14 protein-coding genes are annotated in these 16758 nt (G+C 68.8%); 11 read left to right on the forward strand and 3 right to left on the reverse strand.

What is annotated here, in order from left to right; translation table 11 throughout:
• The first annotated feature begins 96 nt into the window (after positions 1–96).
• Both BYZ73_RS15275 and BYZ73_RS15280 read left to right on the forward strand, forming a co-directional pair.
• Complete coding sequence (locus BYZ73_RS15275) at positions 97–813, forward strand: hypothetical protein (protein ID WP_108028491.1); 717 nt, start codon at positions 97–99, stop codon at positions 811–813.
• Positions 814–978: 165 nt separating this feature from the next.
• Complete coding sequence (locus BYZ73_RS15280) at positions 979–1743, forward strand: Hint domain-containing protein (protein ID WP_112316608.1); 765 nt, start codon at positions 979–981, stop codon at positions 1741–1743.
• A gap of 53 nt (positions 1744–1796) precedes the next feature.
• Here the strand turns inward: BYZ73_RS15280 and BYZ73_RS15285 are convergent, their stop codons facing one another.
• The gene (locus BYZ73_RS15285) at positions 1797–2297 is read right to left on the reverse strand and encodes an Lrp/AsnC family transcriptional regulator (protein ID WP_108028493.1); all 501 of its coding nucleotides are present in this window, start codon (positions 2295–2297) and stop codon (positions 1797–1799) included.
• A gap of 339 nt (positions 2298–2636) precedes the next feature.
• On the opposite strand from BYZ73_RS15285, the gene BYZ73_RS15290 reads away from it, so the two are divergent.
• Positions 2637–3452: a VPLPA-CTERM sorting domain-containing protein gene (locus BYZ73_RS15290; protein WP_108028494.1), complete on the forward strand. Its 816-nt coding sequence runs from the start codon at positions 2637–2639 to the stop codon at positions 3450–3452.
• Between the two features lie 117 nt (positions 3453–3569).
• On the opposite strand, the gene BYZ73_RS15295 is transcribed toward BYZ73_RS15290, so the two are convergent.
• On the reverse strand, positions 3570–3950 hold the full coding sequence (locus tag BYZ73_RS15295) for a hypothetical protein (protein ID WP_146746313.1): 381 nt from the start codon (positions 3948–3950) through the stop codon (positions 3570–3572).
• Positions 3951–4053: 103 nt separating this feature from the next.
• Between BYZ73_RS15295 and trxB the strand changes: the two genes are divergently transcribed.
• The 6 genes from trxB (at position 4054) to BYZ73_RS15325 (ending at position 10963) form a co-directional block, all read left to right on the forward strand.
• Positions 4054–5058, forward strand: a complete 1005-nt coding sequence (gene trxB / locus BYZ73_RS15300) for a thioredoxin-disulfide reductase (RefSeq protein WP_245943176.1) — start codon at positions 4054–4056, stop codon at positions 5056–5058.
• On the forward strand, positions 5055–5540 hold the full coding sequence (locus BYZ73_RS15305; protein ID WP_108028497.1) for an RES family NAD+ phosphorylase: 486 nt from the start codon (positions 5055–5057) through the stop codon (positions 5538–5540). Before trxB ends, BYZ73_RS15305 begins: the two co-directional genes overlap by 4 nt.
• Before the next feature lie 243 nt (positions 5541–5783).
• Complete coding sequence (locus tag BYZ73_RS15310) at positions 5784–7493, forward strand: bifunctional sulfate adenylyltransferase/adenylylsulfate kinase (protein ID WP_108028498.1); 1710 nt, start codon at positions 5784–5786, stop codon at positions 7491–7493.
• Between the two features lie 104 nt (positions 7494–7597).
• On the forward strand, positions 7598–8596 hold the full coding sequence (locus tag BYZ73_RS15315) for a hypothetical protein (protein WP_112316611.1): 999 nt from the start codon (positions 7598–7600) through the stop codon (positions 8594–8596).
• Positions 8597–8731: 135 nt separating this feature from the next.
• A complete protein-coding gene (locus tag BYZ73_RS15320) occupies positions 8732–9490 on the forward strand; it encodes a dihydrodipicolinate synthase family protein (RefSeq protein WP_245943177.1) in 759 nt (252 codons plus the stop codon).
• Positions 9491–9676: 186 nt separating this feature from the next.
• Positions 9677–10963, forward strand: coding sequence for an O-acetylhomoserine aminocarboxypropyltransferase/cysteine synthase family protein (locus BYZ73_RS15325; protein WP_112316612.1), 1287 nt, complete (start codon positions 9677–9679; stop codon positions 10961–10963).
• A 45-nt stretch (positions 10964–11008) separates the two neighbouring features.
• Here the strand turns inward: BYZ73_RS15325 and BYZ73_RS15330 are convergent, their stop codons facing one another.
• Positions 11009–11695 (reverse strand): SIMPL domain-containing protein, encoded by a 687-nt coding sequence (locus tag BYZ73_RS15330; RefSeq protein ID WP_112316613.1) that lies wholly within the window; start codon positions 11693–11695, stop codon positions 11009–11011.
• Positions 11696–11864: 169 nt separating this feature from the next.
• On the opposite strand from BYZ73_RS15330, the gene BYZ73_RS22810 reads away from it, so the two are divergent.
• Positions 11865–14666 (forward strand): hypothetical protein, encoded by a 2802-nt coding sequence (locus BYZ73_RS22810; RefSeq protein WP_181498074.1) that lies wholly within the window; start codon positions 11865–11867, stop codon positions 14664–14666.
• A gap of 106 nt (positions 14667–14772) precedes the next feature.
• Positions 14773–16752, forward strand: coding sequence for a cation:proton antiporter domain-containing protein (locus BYZ73_RS15340; RefSeq protein ID WP_112316614.1), 1980 nt, complete (start codon positions 14773–14775; stop codon positions 16750–16752).
• Positions 16753–16758: the final 6 nt, after the last annotated feature.

Genomic DNA, 16758 nt, shown 5'->3' on the forward strand with positions numbered 1-16758 from the left:
GCGGGGTCGGCCGCCCCGTGCTAGGCTCGCGTCAGGCTTGTGCTTAACCCTAGGTTAACCATGTTTGACCGAAGCTCTCGGCGAAAGGAGCCCGCGATGCACCCCGGCGGTCCCCCTGCGTCCCGTCCGTCGCACGGCGCCCGGATCGCTCCGGCGGCCCTGGCGGCTCTTGCCCTTGCGCAACCGGTCTCGGCCGGGGCTTGGCTGAAGGAAAAGGGTGCAGGCCTTCTGTCCTTTTCCTACGAGGCGGATCGCGACCGGACCTATGGCAGCCAGTGGGGCTACGGCTCGCTTTACGGCGAATACGGGCTGACGCCCAAGCTGACGCTGGGGCTCGACGCGGGCCAGGGCGATGACGCCGACGACTGGAAGGCGATCCTGTTCCTGCGGTTCGGGTCCGGGATCGGCTGGCTGCCGGGGCGGCTTGCGACCGAATTCGGGGCCGGGGCGACGGGCGCGCCGGGCGGGCTGACCGAGCCGGTGATCCGGACGGGCCTGAGCTGGGGCACCGGTTTCACCACCCCCGACGGCAGCGGCTGGATCAATCTGGACGCCCGCACCGATACCCGCCCGCAAAGCGCGCTGGTCGATTACAAGCTCGACATCACGCTGGGCGTCATGCCCAACCCACGGACCCAGCTGACGCTGGAGCTGTGGGGCGAGGACACCGCCACCGAACCGCGGACGGTCAAGCTGTCGCCCGCCGTCTCGCGCCGGATCGGAAAGGGCACCTGGCTGCGGCTGGGGGGAATCGTCGGGGTCCATAACGACCCGTCGATCGGCCTGGTGGTCGGCAGCCGGATCGAATTCTGACCGCTTCTGGCAACAGTGCGCGCCCTTGGCGGTCGCTGTCTCCTGCTCCAAGGGCAATTGCGCGAGGGCTTTGACGCCCCTCCGGCGCTCTGGCAAACTGACATCGTCTATCTGCGTCTTGGTGGGGGCCATGGCAGATGTGACCGGACCGAAAGGAACGATCGCATGGGAACCCACTACGGTGGCAGCTCCAGCTTTGTCCCGCCGCAGGCCCTGGCCGCGTCTTTTGCCGCCGCGCCGCAACCGGCGATGCGCCGCTACGAAGTCCGCGGGATGACCCCGGACGGCACACCCCAGGATTTTGCCCGCGCCATGCCCGCCGACCCGCATGTCGACGAGGCGTTCTGCGCCTTTGCGCACGGCACCCTGATCGCCACCCCGCAAGGCCCGGTCGCGGTCGAGGATCTGGCGCCCGGCATGACCGTCGAGACCGCCGGAGCCGGGCGGCAGCCGCTGCTTTGGATCGGATCGACCGTTCTGACTCCGCCGACCGACCGGCGCGGCGAGATCCCGGTTCTGACCCGGATCACCGCCGACAGCCTGGGGCTGGGGCGGCCGATGCCCGATCTCGTGCTGGGGCCCCGGGCGCGGATGCTGGTCCGCCATCCGGGCTGCCGCGCCCTGACGGGAACGGATGCCGCCTTCGCCCCGGCCACCGGCTTCGTCGACGGCATGGCGCTGATCGCGCTGCGCGTCGTGCGGCCGACCCGCGTCTTCCATCTGGCGCTGAGCGGCCAGCAGGTGCTGCTGGCCAATGGCGTCGAGGTGGAAAGCTATCACCCCGGCGAGAACGCCAGCATCCTGATCGACAATGCCAACCGGATGCGGTTTCTGTCGCTCTTTCCCCATGTCAGCGGATTTTCCGGATTCGGCGCGATGTCGGTCGCGCGCCTGACCGCCTTCGAACTGGACGGGCTGAACGCCGCCTGATCCCTGCCGTCACCGGAACGGGCCGACCGACGACCCGACCCGGGCACCCTTGGTCAGGCGCTTTTGCTCAGCCGTGCCTCGAGCACGTCGAAGGGCACGCCCGGTTCATCCTTGGCGCAGCGGATCACCAGCGAGGTCTTGACGCTGGCCACGTTCTCGGCGGCGGTCAGTTCCTCAGTCAGGAAGCTCTGGAAGGTCGAGAGGTCGGGCGCCACGCATTTCAGGATGAAATCGACCTCGCCGTTCAGCATATGACATTCGCGGACCAGCGGCCAGGCGCGACAGCGCGCCTCGAACCGGGACAGATCGGCCTCGGCCTGGCTTTGCAGACCGACCATGGCGAAGACCTGAACCTCGAAGCCCAGTTCGCGGGTGTTGATATCGGCGTGATAGCCACGGATGAACCCGGCCTCTTCCAGGGTGCGCACCCGGCGCAGGCAGGGCGGAGCCGAAATCCCGACGCGTCGGGCCAGTTCGACATTGGTCATCCGCCCGTCCGCCTGCAGTTCGGCAAGAATCTTGCGGTCGATGGCGTCAAGTCGGCTGCCGGGCATGGCTGCTCCTTCGGTTCTTTTTTCGCGGATCATATGCTTGCGCGCCCCTCCGCGCAATAATATTTCCCGGCCGCGCAAGATATATAAATTTCCCGGGCCCGGCCCGCAACGCAGATCGCGATCTGCAGACCGGCAGGGCCAACGGGAGCGCATCGGCACCCGTAGCGCCAGCCGGACCGGGCGGCAATACCGAAAACCGGCCGAATAGGCTCGAATCGCTTGCCGCAACGAGAACATTCGGCGAGGCTTGCCGTAGGGGTATGCTAGGGGGGTACATCCCGTTTCGGGAAAATTGTTATCTTTGCTGCCCCTTCCATTATTGTAGGAAGGAACATCATTATGAATACGAAAAGTGCCCTCAAGGGGGCAACCACGGCAGTCTGCATTCTGTTTGGCGCAGGGGCCTCCAGCGCTGCCGTCATCGACCTCGGCTTCGTGCTGGACGGGTCGGGCAGCGTGAGTTCATCGGACTTCAGCAGCGCGGCATCGGCCCTGTCGGCCGCTCTGTCGCAAATCCCGACCAGCGGCGAAAACCAGTACCGCGTGGCGGTGACCTCTTACGGCTACGGGTCCTACACGGCCGTCCCGCCGACGATCGTGACCGCGGCGAATATCGCCTCGATCCAGACCCAGGTGCTGAGCGCCTACAAGGACAACGGCGGAACCGACACCGCCGGGGCCATTACCTACATCACCAATCTTTTCGTCAACGACGGCGGGCTCGGCGCCACCAGCCTGATCAACATCACCACGGACGGGTCTCCGAACTCGCAGTCCGCTACCGAAGCCGCCGCGCTGGCCGCGCATACCTCGGGTATCGACGGGATCAGCTTCGAGGCGGTCGGCAGCGGCGTCAGCAGTTCTTCCGCGCAAGGCTACATGGCACGGATCGCGGGGCTGGGCACCAGCGGTGATGCGGATGCCGGGGTGATCGCGACCGATCTCGACAACCTGCCGAACGCGACGACGACGGGCTTCGTGATCCCGGTCGCCAATTTCACCGCCTATGGCGCGGCGATCGAGGCGAAGATCGGTCAGGTGATCGACGATACCGGCGGCAATACCGGCGTGGTTCCGCTGCCAGCGGCGATGCCGATGCTGCTGGCCGGGCTCGGCGCCTTCGGCTTCCTCCGCCGCCGCGGCGCCGCGGCCTGACCCAGCCGCCGGCCTGTCCCGCAATCGGGGCGCGGCCGAACGGCCTGAACGCGACATGGGAAGGCCCGCGTCACCGCGCGGGCCTTTCCTGTCTTCGGTCCGGTCCGCAGGCGACCGTCACTCGGCCCGCTCGATCCGGACGAAAAGCTCGCGCTCGGCAACCCAGACGCCGTAGGACGTCACCACCTCGGCCTGGGTCAGCCCGTCATGGTTGGCCGGTGCCTGTGCCGGAGCCACATCGCGCGAGGGCCAGATCCAGGCCCCGCAGGGCCGCCGCGCGCCGCAGGCCGCCCGGCCCGCCTCGGCAAAGGTGGCCTCGTCCCGCGGACCGTCGCAGACCACCACCGAGATGATCCGGGAGCTGTCCAGAACCGCGCAATGCTCGGGCATCGTCACGGAAACGGTCTGTTGTGCGGTATCCCCGCCCGCGGCGTCCTGAGCCCGTGCCGCAGGTGCCGCGGCCAATGCCAGGGCGACCGCCAGAATGACTCGATCCATCGAAAATACTTCCCCCACTTGTGCAAAGCCCGGCCCGAAGCCACGTTTGCCATCCCCCATGGCCCCATTTATAAACGTCCGGGCATCAGAAAGGTATCTGCAAGTGACCAAGCAAAGACATGTCCGCGTGCTGATCATCGGGTCGGGCCCGGCGGGCTATACCGCCGCCGTCTATGCCTCGCGCGCGATGCTGGACCCGGTGCTGATCCAGGGCATCCAGCCCGGCGGCCAGCTGACCATTACCACCGAGGTCGAGAACTGGCCCGGCGAGACCGAGATCCAGGGCCCCGACCTGATGGTCAAGATGGAGGCCCATGCCCGTGCCATGGGCGCCGAGATCGTGTCCGACTACATCTCGCGGCTCGATCTGTCGAAGCGGCCCTTCACCGCCTTTGCCGACAGCGGCACCACCTATACCTGCGACGCGGTGATCCTCGCGACCGGCGCCCAGGCGAAATGGCTGGGCCTGCCCTCCGAAGAGAAATTCAAGGGCTTCGGCGTTTCCGCCTGCGCCACCTGCGACGGCTTCTTCTATCGCGGCCAGGAGGTCGCGGTGATCGGCGGCGGCAACGCCGCCGTGGAGGAAGCGCTGTTCCTGACCAATTTCGCCTCGAAGGTCACGCTGATCCACCGTCGCGACTCGCTGCGCGCCGAAAAGGTTCTGCAGAAACGGCTGTTCAACAATCCCAAGGTCGAGGTCCTCTGGGACCACAATCTCGACGAGGTGCTGGGTAGCGAGACGCCGCTGGGCGTCGAGGGCATCCGGGTCAAGCATGTGGAAACCGGCGAGACCCGCGAGATCGCCTGCAAAGGCGTCTTTATCGCCATCGGCCACGCCCCGGCCTCCGAGCTGGTGAAGGACCAGCTTGAAACCCATATGGGCGGCTATGTGGTGACCCGGCCCGACTCGACCGCCACCTCGATCCCGGGCGTCTTCGCCGCGGGCGACCTGACCGACCACAAGTACCGCCAGGCCGTGACCTCGGCGGGCATGGGCTGCATGGCGGCGCTGGAGGCCGAACGCTTCCTTGCCGAAGCCGGGCTCGACGAGGGCAAGGACATGACCCTGCCGCTTGGCCATGGCGCGGAGGTTCCGCAGGAGGCGTGATCGCGTTCAAGGGTATCGTCTGGCGGATCCTGCCCGCCGAGCGGGCCGCCGCGCCCTGCGCCCCGGTCCAGAGCCCCGAGGGCCGGTTCCACCATTCGGGCCAGGCCGTGCTTTACGCCTCGCTCACGCCCGAAGGCGCGGGCGTGGCCATCGCCCGCTATCTTGGACCCGGCGCCGCCGCGCGGATGATCCAGCCGCTTTCGGTCTCGGCCGAGCGGCTGGTCGATCTGCGCGCCCTGCCCGATCCAACCCGGGCCTCGGTCGTCTGGCAGGATATCCGCGCCCTTGGCAGCCCCTCGCCCACCTGGGCCTTTTCCGACGCCGCGCGCGCCCGCAACGCCCAGGGCATGCTGTACCCGTCGCGCAGCCGACCCGAGCTGACCCATCTGGTGCTGTTCGACCCGGCCCCGCCTCTGGTCGCGCCCGCCGGAGAGGCCCGCCCCTGGCCCGAGCTGATGCCCGAACTGTCGACCGAGCCCTGAACCGCCGCACCGTCCCGGCACGACTGTTCCACGATGGGCGGAGCCGACACGACCCTGTTTCGCGGGCACTGCCAATCTGCGAAGAAACGCGCATATATTGTCGAAAATCAGGCGCGCCTAACCTTTTTGAGAGATTCCCGGGGCAATGGCTTGCAACGCGCGCGGGTTGCGGGATAAGCCGCACCCGACCCGGGCCCACGGCCCGCCCTGCCGCGCATTCCGCATGATTCACCAGGTCCAGTTATGTCGATTTCAAACCTCGCTCCGATCCCCGAACTTTATGTCTCCCACGAAAGCGCCCAGAAACTGAAGGTCGAAGCCGGCGACCTGCCCAGCTGGGACCTGACGCCGCGCCAGATCTGCGATCTGGAACTTCTGATGAATGGCGGGTTCAACCCGCTGAAGGGCTTTCTCGATCAGGCCGATTACGACAGCGTGGTCGAGCGGATGCGGCTTGAGGACGGCACGCTCTGGCCGATGCCAGTCACGCTCGACGTCTCGACCGAGTTCGCCGACAAGATCGAGATCGGGCAGGACATCGCGCTGCGCGACCAGGAAGGCGTGATCCTCGCCACCATGACCGTGACCTCGCGCTGGGAGCCCGACAAGCATCGCGAGGCCGAAAAGGTCTTCGGCGCCGACGATCTGGCGCATCCGGCGGTCTATTACCTGCACCACACCGCGGGCCGGATCTATCTGGGCGGCCCGGTGACCGGCATTCAGCCGCCCGTGCATTACGATTTCCGCGCCCGCCGCGACACCCCGAACGAGCTGCGCGCCTATTTCCGCAAGCTCGGCTGGCGCCGGATCGTGGCGTTCCAGACCCGGAACCCGCTGCACCGCGCCCACCAGGAACTGACCTTCCGCGCCGCCAAGGAAGCGCAGGCCAACCTGCTGATCCATCCGGTCGTCGGCATGACCAAACCGGGCGATGTCGATCACTTCACCCGCGTCCGCTGCTACGAGGCGGTGCTGGACAAGTACCCGCAGGCCACCACCACGATGAGCCTGCTGAACCTCGCGATGCGGATGGCCGGTCCGCGCGAGGCGGTCTGGCACGGGCTGATCCGCAAGAACCACGGCTGCACCCATTTCATCGTCGGCCGCGACCATGCCGGCCCCGGCAAGAACTCGGCCGGCGAGGATTTCTACGGCCCCTATGACGCGCAGGAGCTGTTCCGCCAGTACCAGGACGAGATCGGCATCGAGATGGTCGATTTCCGCCACATGGTCTATGTGCAGGAACGCGCCCAGTACGAGCCCGCCGACGAGATCGAAGAGGGCGTGACCGTCCTGAACATCTCGGGCACGGAACTCCGCCGCCGTCTGGCCGAAGGGCTGGAGATCCCGGAATGGTTCTCCTTCCCCGAAGTGGTGGCCGAGCTGCGCAAGACCCGTCCCGCGCGGTCGAAGCAGGGCTTTACCGTCTTCTTCACCGGGCTTTCGGGCTCGGGCAAGTCGACCATCGCCAATGCGGTCATGGTCAAGCTGATGGAGATGGGCGGCCGTCCGGTGACGCTTCTGGATGGCGACGTGGTGCGCAAGCATCTGTCCTCGGAACTGGGCTTCTCGAAGGAGCATCGCGACATCAACATCCGCCGCATCGGCTATGTCGCCTCCGAGATCACCAAGAACGGCGGCATCGCCATCTGCGCCCCGATCGCGCCCTATTCGGCGACGCGGCGCGGCGTGCGCGAGATGATCGAGGCCTATGGCGCCTTCTGCGAGGTGCATGTGGCCACGCCCCTGGAAGAATGCGAGGCGCGCGACCGCAAGGGGCTCTACAAGCTGGCCCGCGAAGGCAAGATCAAGGAATTCACCGGCATCTCGGACCCCTATGAGGCGCCCGAGACGCCCGAGCTCCGGGTCGACACCACCGGGATCGACGTCGACAATTGCGCCCAGCAGGTGATCCTCAAGCTCGAACAGATGGGCCTGATCGCCGGTCGCTGAGGCCCGACAGCCCACCGGAACGGCGCGCCGCCCCGTCACGGGCGGCGCGTTTGCGTTTCGGCCCGCCCCGCCGCGCCCTATACTGGCGCCAGGACGGGGATGACATGACCGAGGCGAGGACGCCCGCAGTCAATATCGTGGTGGTGGGCCAGGCCGGGCGCCTGACCTACGAGGCTGTGCTGTTCGCGGCCTCGCTGCGCGCCGCCGATCCCGACTTCTCCGGGCGGCTTTTCGTGGCCGAGCCGCAGCCCGGCCCGCTTTGGCCCGACGATCCCGGAATCGCCGATCCGGCGGCCCGGGACCTGCTGACCGATCTCGGGGCCGAGATCCTGCCCTTCGAGTCCCGGGTCTTCGGGGCCGCCTATCCCTACGGCAACAAGATCGAGGCGTTGCTGGCGCTTCCGCAGGGTGAACCCTTCCTGTTCTTCGACAGCGACACGCTGGTCATGGGCGCGCTCTCGGCGCTGAAGATCGATTTTGCCCGGCCCTCGGCTTCGATGCGGCGCGAGGGCACCTGGCCCGTGCCCACCCTTTACGGCCCCGGCCCCGATGCGATCTGGCGGGCGCTTTACGCGCGCTTCGGGCTCGAGTTCGACAGCTCGCTCGATCCCGGTTCGCCGGTCGATCACTGGCGGCGCTATCTCTATTTCAACGCGGGCTGGTTCTTCGCCGCCTGCCCGCACCGCTTCGGACGGCGGTTTCTGGACTACGCCACCGCGATCCGCGACGACCCGCCGCCCGAACTGGTGTGCCAGCCGCTCGATCCCTGGCTCGATCAGGTCGCCCTGCCGCTGACGATCCATGCCGAGGGCGGCGGGCGGCCCGGACCGGAGCTTGACGGACTCGACGGCGACATCACCTGCCACTGGCGGCGGCTGCCGCTGTTCTATGCGCGCGAAAGCGACCGGGCGATCGCGGCGATGGAGGCGGCGGCGGCCCCCAACCGGATCAAGCGGGTGCTGAAGGCGCATCCGCCGATGCGGCGGTTCCTGTATCGCGGCAAGGGCGCCGAGGCGCGGGCGCTTTTCGACCGCGCCGATCTGCCACGAAAGGAACAGGCGATCCGCAACCAGCTGAAAAGAAAAAAGCTCTGGACCGACTGACGAGGACCCGATTAGACAGGACCTTCACGGGGTGATCCCCTATCTGCCGACGCCGTTGACCGAGACCGGCGAGGTCAACCGGCCGGTGCTGGCGCGGCTTTGCGATCATCTGATCGACGCTGGGGTGCACGGGTTTTGCCCCTGGGGTCGACCGGCGAGTTTGCCTATCTGACGCGTGCGCAGAAAGCCGCGGTGGTCGAAACCGTGGTCGAGGCCGCGGCCGGACGGGTGCCGGTGATCGCGGGCGTCGCCTCGACCGCCACGGCCGACGCGGTCTCGCAGGCGCGGGACTGGGCGGCGCTGGGCGCGGATGGCATCCTGGGCGTGATGGAGGCCTATTTCCCGGTATCCGATGCCGGGGTCGTCGCCTATTTCACCGCGTTGGCCGAGGCCACCGACCTGCCGGTGACGATCTACACCAACCCGAATTTCCAGCGCTCCGACCTCAGCCTTTCGGCCATCGAGACGCTCAGCCACCATCCCCGCATCGCCTATCTGAAGGATGCCTCGACCAATACCGGGCGGCTTCTGTCGGTGCTGAACCGGGTCGAGGACCGGCTGGGGATCTTCGCGGCCTCGTCGCATGTCACGGTCGCGGCGATGATGATCGGCGGGCTTGGCTGGATGGCGGGACCGTCCTGCATCGTGCCCCGGCAAAGCGCCGAACTGTACCGGCTGTGCCGCGCGAAGGACTGGGAGGCGGCGATGGCGCTGCAACGGCGGCTCTGGGCGGTGAACGAGGCTTTCGCGCGCTTCAATCTTGCCGCGGCGATCAAGGCGGGGCTGACCTTGCAGGGGTTCGAGGTCGGCGCGCCGGTTGCGCCACAGGCCGCGCTCGGTCCGGCCGAAAGCGACGAGTTGGGCGCACTGCTTCGGCATCTGGGCGCGTTTTAAGGACGGTGTCGGGGTATTTAAGCCAAGAAGAAGGACAGGGGTGCGCGGGAATACGGTCCGTCAGGCGGGCGTTCGCCGGGCGCGGGTACGCGCGGGACGGGTGTTCTTTTCAGGCGGCTCGTGTTGCCCGGTGCAAGGCGATGGCCTAATGCTTCGAAAAACCGGGAACAGGGGAGTTCCGATCCGATGAGCCAAGAGCGTCCGTACGGGTTCGATACGTTGCAGATCCATGCCGGGGCCAGGCCCGACCCGGCCACCGGCGCGCGCCAGGTGCCGATCTATCAGACCACCTCCTATGTCTTTCGCGATGCCGCCCATGCGGCGGCGCTGTTCGGGCTGAAAGAGGTCGGCTTCATCTATTCGCGGCTGACCAACCCCACGGTGCAGGTGCTGGCCGAACGGGTGGCGGCGCTGGAAGGCGGCGCCGGCGCGGTCTGCTGTTCCTCGGGCCATGCGGCGCAGATCATGGCGATCTTCCCGCTGATGGGGCCGGGGCGGAACGTGGTCGCCTCGACCCGGCTTTACGGCGGGACGGTCACCCAATTCAGCCAGACCATCAAGCGGTTCGGCTGGTCGGCGAAGTTCGTCGATTTCGACGATCTCGACGCGGTCAGGGCCGCCATCGACGACGACACCCGCGCGGTGTTCTGCGAGTCGGTCGCCAACCCGGGCGGCTATGTCACCGATCTCGACGCGGTGGCCAAGGTCGCCGACGCGGCCGGTCTGCCGCTGATCGTCGACAACACCTCGGCCACGCCCTATCTGTGCCGCCCGATCGAACATGGCGCGACGCTGGTCGTGCATTCGGCCACCAAGTACCTGACCGGAAACGGTACCGTGACCGGCGGCGTGGTGGTCGATTCCGGCACATTCGACTGGTCGGCCAGCGACAAGTTCCCGTCGCTCTCCCAGCCCGAGCCCGCCTATCACGGCCTGAAATTCCACGAAACCTTCGGCCCCGCGGCCTTCACCTTCCATTCGATCGCCATCGGTCTGCGCGATCTCGGGATGACGATGAACCCGCAGGGCGCGCATTACACGCTGATGGGGATCGAGACCCTGAGCCTGCGGATGCAGAAGCACTGCGCCAATGCGGTCAAGGTCGCGGGCTGGCTGGAAAACCATCCCAAGGTGGCCCGCGTCACCTATGCCGGGCTGCCCTCCTCGCCCTATGCCGAGCGTGCGAAACGGATCTGCCCCAAGGGCACCGGCGGGCTGTTCACGTTTGCGCTGAAGGACGGCTATGACGCCTGCGTCAGGTTCGTCGATGCGGTGCAGCTGTTCAGCCATGTGGCGAACCTGGGCGATACCCGGTCGCTGGTGATCCATTCGGCCTCGACCACCCACGCGCAGCTGACCGAAGAGCAGCAGATCGCAGCAGGCGCCAATCCCGATGTGGTGCGCGTCTCGATCGGGATCGAGGATGCCGACGACCTGATCGCCGATCTCGACCAGGCGCTGGCGCAGATCTGACGAAGCGGCCGCGTCCCCGCCGGGGCGCGGCCTTTCTCGCTGGGCCTAGTCGGCGCCGCTCAGCTCGAAGACCATGGTGACGGTGGCGCCGATCTCCAGTTCGCCCTCGGCCATCGGCATCGACTCGCCCAGCGCCCGGGCGGCCATCTTCATCGGCATCGGCGCCTCGGCCCCCTCTTCGGTCAGCGAGACCAGCGGACCAAGCCCCTGCCCCGAGGCCTCGGCAAAGAGCCGCGCCTTGCGCATCGCCTCGGCCACCGCGGCGCGGCGCGCTTCGTCCTGGACCGGGCCGGGGTCCTGCAGCCCGAAGCTGAGGCTGTCGAGCGTGTTGGCGCCTTCGCCGATCACCGTGTCCAGCAGCGGCCCGAGCCCGTCCAGCGCCCGCACCCGCACGGTGACGCCGTTCGAGGCGCTGTAGCCGGTGATCTTGCGGTCGGACCCGCTGGAATAGTCGGTCCAGACCGGCGAAAGGCTGAGCCCCGAGGTCTGGATGTCGCGACCTTCAAGCCCGGCCGCGCGCAGTTCGGACAGCACGTCGGCCAGATCGGCCGAAACCCGGTCCATCGCCTCGACCGCGGTGCGAGCCTCATGGCTCACGCCCAGCCGGATCGTCGCCATGTCGGGTGCGGCGGTGGCGGTGCCGGTGCCGGTCACGCGCAGTTCGGGCGCGGCAGCGGCGGCCACCGGGACCGCCAGCACCGCGACCAGCAGGGCAAGGGGGGCAAGACGCATGAAAAATCTCCTCGTTCTTTCGGTCGTCCTTAGGTGGCGCTGGACCGGACTGCGGCAAGTCGCGGGCGGTCACGCTTTGCCGTCCCCCCTTCTGCCGGTCGGCGGTTTCCTGCTATAGTCCGCGGGATCGAGCTATGGACCCGGGGCATAACCGGTGTAGAGAGCCGCAATGAAACCAGATTTCGCGCTGACGCTCTCCGAGGACGGGATCGGACTTCAGCACCGGGCCAAGGGCGGCTGGCGGTCGCTTGGCGACGTGTCCCTGCACGACCCGGGGCTGGCCGAGACGCTGCGGCTGCTGCGTGCCACGGCCGGAAACCTTGCCGACGGGCGGCCGCTGGTCAAGCTGGTGCTGCCCGACAGCCAGGTGCTGTACACGACGCTTCCCCTGGAGGGCGACAGCCGCGCCGAGAAGCGCGCGAGCCTGCTGCGCGGGCTGGACGGGCTGACCCCCTATGCGGTGAGCGACCTGATCTTCGACTGGCAGGAGACGGCGGGCGGCGCCAGGCTGGCGGTGGTCGCGCGCGAGACCCTGGCCGAGGCCGAAGCCTTTGCCCGGGCGCATCAGTTCGACCCGGTCTGTTTCGTCGCCCGGCCACCGCCTGCGAAATTCGAGGGCGAGGCGTTCTTCGGACCGACCGCCGCAGCCGCTTCGTTGCTGACCGGGGGCGAGCGCGCCGAACCCGAACGCGCGCCGCAAAAGGCTCCGAAGGCCGAAACCGCGCCGCGCCGCAAGGCGCCCCCGCCCGACGAAGCCGAAAAGCCAGCAAAGCCGCCTCAACCGGCGATCGACCCAGCGCCGGTTCCGGCGGCCTTTGGCTCCGATCCCGCGCGGACCGACGGCGCGGCCGCCTCGATCGGACCCGACGCCCCGGCAGAGGCCAAAACGGCCCAACGCCCCGCCGCGCCCGGCCCGACACCTATTCCGGGCGCATCGGCTCAAGCCGAAGTTCGCCTCTCCGCGCCGGACCGGCGCCCGGCGCCCGAGATCGCGGCCCCGGCGGTCGCGCCTGCCACCGCAGCGGGCCCAACTGTCACGGCCCCCGCACAGCGCCCCGCGATCCCTGCGCCCGCCTCGCGCCCGGGACCTCAGCGGCGCGTTGCAGCCCAGGGCGCAGGGGCGACGCCGCAGCCGCTCGGCGGGCTCGACCTCCGCGCCGCCGAGCGCCCGTCTTCCGGGCCGGAACTGGGACAGATCCTCAAGCTGGGCGGCGCCGGACTGGCCGTGGCGGCGGCACTGGTCCTTGGCGCCCTGGTCCTGACCCGCGGCGAGGATGCACCGCCCCCCGCGGCCAATCTGTCGCCAGCCTCCGGGTCCGCTCCGACAACGTCCGACAGCGGCACGGCGGGTCCGCAGGCGCCGGACGGCGCCGGCCCCGATATCGGTCTTGAAGAAGATGACAGCTTCTCGCCGGATGACGGGCTCGATCCCGTCCCGGAAGCGCTTCCCGAGACCGAAACCGACGGCGGCGCGCCGGACCCGGCCCTCGATACGTCCGGAGCGGTTGAAGAGGGCGCCACCGATCCCGCATCCGCCGTCCCGACCGAGGCCCCCCCACCGCCCGAAGCTCTGGTTCCCGCACCGCTGACGGCTGCCGAGGCGCTGGAAGCCTATGCCAGCACCGGGATCTGGCAGCGCGCGCCCGATCCCTTGGGCGCCCCGCCGCAGGACCGGATCGAGGATCTTTTCGTCGCCGGAATCGACCCGCCGCCGCGCCCGCCCGAAGCCGAAGACCTGCCCGATCCGCAGATCGCGCGCGCGGTCGATCAGGCGCTGCCGATGCAAGCCGACCCGCCCGGACCCGACCAGACCTTCGAGCTGGACGCGCGCGGCCTCGTCGAGGCGACGCCCGAAGGCGCGCTGACCCCCGAGGGTGTCACCGTTCATGCCGGGTCGCCCGCCGTGGTGCCGCCAGCGCGGCCCGACGGGCTGGTACCGGAGCCCGAACCGGTTGCGGTGCCCGCGCCCGGCGATACCGCCGCAGGCGCCGAGATTACCACCGAAGGGGTGCCGGTCTATGACGCGCGCCCCGAGGTCACGCCACCCGGCCGTCCCGCCGACGCAGCCCCCGATGCCGGCTCCGATACTGGCCCCGATACTGGCCCCGATACTGGCCGCAACACCCAGGCCCCGGACGCAGCCAGCCCCGAGGAGTCGCCTTCGGATCAGGCCTCGCAAGCCGATCGCGACGTCGCACCGAACGATGCGGCCCGGGCCGAAACCGCCGGGACCGAGCCCGAGATCGTCGTCTCTGCCGGAGCGCCCACGCCGCGCCCGCCAGCGCGCCCGAGCAACGAAACGGCCCCGGCGACCGAAAGCGCCACGGATGCGACGCCTGCCGTCATCCCCGCCGTCATACCCGCCGATCCGGCGGTGGCCGCGCGGCTGGCCGGGCGGCTTCCCCGCGCCCGTCCTGACACGCTTCTGGCCCGGACAGAGCCGCCCGCAGTGGCAGAGGCGCCCGGCCTGCATCCGCGCGCCCGACCCGGCGATCTGGCAGCGGTCGCGGATGCGCCCGCGCTCGATACCGACGCCGCGGTCACAGCCGCGCTGGAGGATCTTGCCGATGGCGAAGGCGAGGCCGAGGCCTCGGCAGACCTGCCCGAAAACGCGCTCGTCGCCTCATTGCGTCCGGCCTCGCGGCCGTCGGATTTCGAAGAGCGCGCCGTTGCCGCGGCGCCCGCCGTCCCGGCGGCGGCCGCCGCCGTCGCCCCCTCGGTGCCCACCACCGCCTCGGTCGCCAAGCAGGCCACCCTGCCCGACGCGATCAACCTGCGCGATCTGAACCTGATCGGCGTCTTCGGCTCGTCGGCCGACCGCCGCGCCCTGCTGCGGTTGCCGTCCGGCCGCTTCGTCAAGGTCAAGGTCGGCGACAGCATCGACGGCGGCCAGGTCGCCGCCATCGGCGAAACCCAGCTGCGCTATGTCAAGCACGGCCGCAACATCGTACTGGACCTGCCGGGCGGCTGATCCGGCCGATTTCCGCGACACCGGGTGCAAACCTCGCTTGGGGGATGCGCGCCCGCCCCCTATGCTTTGATGAAATCGCTTTTCTGACACCCGGATTCCCCCAGATATGGATGCCTTCCTGCTTCCCGCCCTGATCTGTCTCGCCGCAGCGGTGATCGCCGTCCCGCTGGCCGCGCGGCTGGGGCTGGGCTCGGTTCTCGGCTATCTCGCGGCCGGCATTGCCATCGGCCCGGCGCTGGGGCTGGTCGGGGCCGAGGTCGAGGATATCCGCCATGTCGCCGAATTCGGCGTGGTGCTGATGCTGTTCCTGATCGGGCTCGAGCTGGAACCGAAGGTGCTTTGGCGGATGCGCACACGGCTGGTCGGGCTTGGCGGGCTGCAAGTGACGCTGACAACGCTGGCGATCATGGCGGCGGCCATCCCGGCGCTGGGGCTCGGCTGGGAACAGGCGCTGGCGGTGGGGCTGGTCTTTGCGCTGTCCTCGACCGCCATCGTGCTGCAGACCCTGAGCGAAAAGGGGCTGATGCCGACCAATGGCGGGCGGGCGAGCTTTTCGGTGCTGCTGGCCCAGGACATCGCGGTGATCCCGATGCTGGTCGCGCTGCCGCTGCTGGTGGCCGCGCCCAAGGCCCGGATCGCCCCCGACGGGTCGGTGGTGCGCCCGGCCCTGGAGGCCGCCCAGCCGCCCCATGGCGCCGAGCACCTGTCGCTGGTCGCCGGGCTGCCGGGCTGGGGGGTGGCGCTGGTGACGCTGGGCGCGGTCGCGGTGGTGATCCTGGCCGGGCATTACCTGATCCGGCCGGTCTTTCGCTTCGTCAGCATGGCGCATCTGCGCGAGATGTACACGGCGCTCGCGCTGTTGCTGGTGATCGGCATCGCGGTCCTGATGGGCATGGTCGGCCTCTCGCCCGCGCTTGGCACCTTCCTGGCGGGCGTGGTGCTGGCCGATTCCGAATTCCGCCACGATCTTGAAGGCAATATCGAGCCCTTCAAGGGTCTGCTGCTGGGGCTGTTCTTCATCACCGTGGGCGCGGGCATCGACTTTCAGGTGCTGCTGGCCGACCCGCTGGGGATCTTTGCGCTGGCGCTGGGCGTGATGGTCATCAAGGGGCTGGTGCTGGCCGCCCTGGGCCGGCTTTTCCGGCTGAAGGGACGGGACCGCTGGCTCTTCACCCTCGGTCTGGCCCAGGCCGGCGAATTCGGCTTCGTGATCCTCGGGCTCGCCGTCCAGCAGGACGTGCTGTCCGAACGCCTGACCCAGACGCTTTTGCTGGTGATCGCGCTGACAATGCTGATGACGCCGCTATTCTTCTTCGTCTACGAGATGGTGTCGCGGCGGCTTTCGGTGGCCGGGATCGGCCCCGACCATGCCCCGGACGAAATCGACGAACGCAACCCGATCCTGATCGCCGGGATCGGCCGGTTCGGGCAGGTGGTCCAGCGCATGCTGCAGATGTCGGGCTTTCGCGCGACCATGCTCGACGACGACCTGGCCACCATCAACCTGATGCGCAAGTTCGGCATCAAGGGCTTTTTCGGCAACCCGACCCGCCCCGAGACGCTGATGGCCGCCGGGCTGGGGACGGCGCAGGTCTTCGTGGTGGCGCTGGACGATCCGGCAGCGACGACGCGGGTAGTGATCTTCGCCCGGCGGGTGCGGCCCGATCTGACGATCATCGCGCGCGCCCGCGACCGGGCGCATGCCTACGAGCTGTACCGGGCCGGGGCCGACAAGATCGTGCGCGAACTCTTCGACAGTTCGCTGCGCGTGGCGCGTTATTCGCTGGAGGCGATGGGGCTCAGCACCACCGAGGCACGCGAGCGCGAAAGCGCCTATTACGACTTCGACCGGCGGATGGTGAGGGAACTGGCCGATCTGTGGAAACCCGGCGTGCCCGCCGAAAGAAACGAGGGCTATCTGCGCCGCGCCCGCGAGCTGAACGGCGAACTCGACACCGCGCTGCTGTCGCGCACGGCCCATCGCCGCGCCACCGATCCGGCGCCTCGCCCGTCCCCGGAAGAGACGCCGCCCGACAGCTCGATCGCCCCGGCCGATGCCCCCGAAGATTTCGCCGACCGGGCCTGAAGGCCC

The sequence above is a fragment of the Rhodovulum viride genome (genome assembly GCF_003265965.1).
Taxonomy (GTDB): domain Bacteria; phylum Pseudomonadota; class Alphaproteobacteria; order Rhodobacterales; family Rhodobacteraceae; genus Rhodovulum; species Rhodovulum kholense.